The organism is Streptomyces sp. ID05-26A, assembly GCF_033794685.1.
In the GTDB taxonomy this organism is placed as follows: Bacteria; Actinomycetota; Actinomycetes; order Mycobacteriales; family Pseudonocardiaceae; genus Lentzea.
The window spans coordinates 1-589 of sequence record NZ_JARAYZ010000018.1 but is presented as its reverse complement, the minus strand read 5'-3'; the positions used below and the strand labels follow the sequence as shown (position 1 = coordinate 589).

The 589-nt window shown below is 56.4% G+C and carries 1 rRNA gene; it reads right to left on the bottom strand.

Annotated elements, in window-relative coordinates:
* A 23S ribosomal RNA gene (locus PV646_RS44780) occupies positions 1-589 on the bottom strand; the annotation flags it as partial.

The window sequence follows — 589 nt, the reverse complement described above, 5'->3', positions numbered from 1 at the left end:
TTCGTGCAGGTCGGAACTTACCCGACAAGGAATTTCGCTACCTTAGGATGGTTATAGTTACCACCGCCGTTTACTGGCGCTTAAGTTCTCAGCTTCGCCCTTGCGGACTAACCGGTCCCCTTAACGTTCCAGCACCGGGCAGGCGTCAGTCCATATACATCGTCTTGCGACTTCGCATGGACCTGTGTTTTTAGTAAACAGTCGCTTCTCGCTGGTCTCTGCGGCCGTCTCGCCCTAGCCTGCAAGAGGCTTCAAGCGCTACGGCCCCCCTTCTCCCGAAGTTACGGGGGCATTTTGCCGAGTTCCTTAACCACAGTTCGCCCGATCGCCTTGGTATTCTCTACCTGACCACCTGTGTCGGTTTGGGGTACGGGCCGCGTGAAAGCTCGCTAGAGGCTTTTCTCGGCAGCATGGGATCACTCTACTTCGCCTCAATCGGCTACGCATCACGTCTCAGGATATGTGAGGCACGGATTTGCCTATGCCTCTCCCTACACGCTTGCACCAGTACTACCACTCACTGGCGGAGCTACCCTCCTGCGTCACCCCATCGCTTGACTACTACAAGTTCAGGTCCCGCGCTCCACAG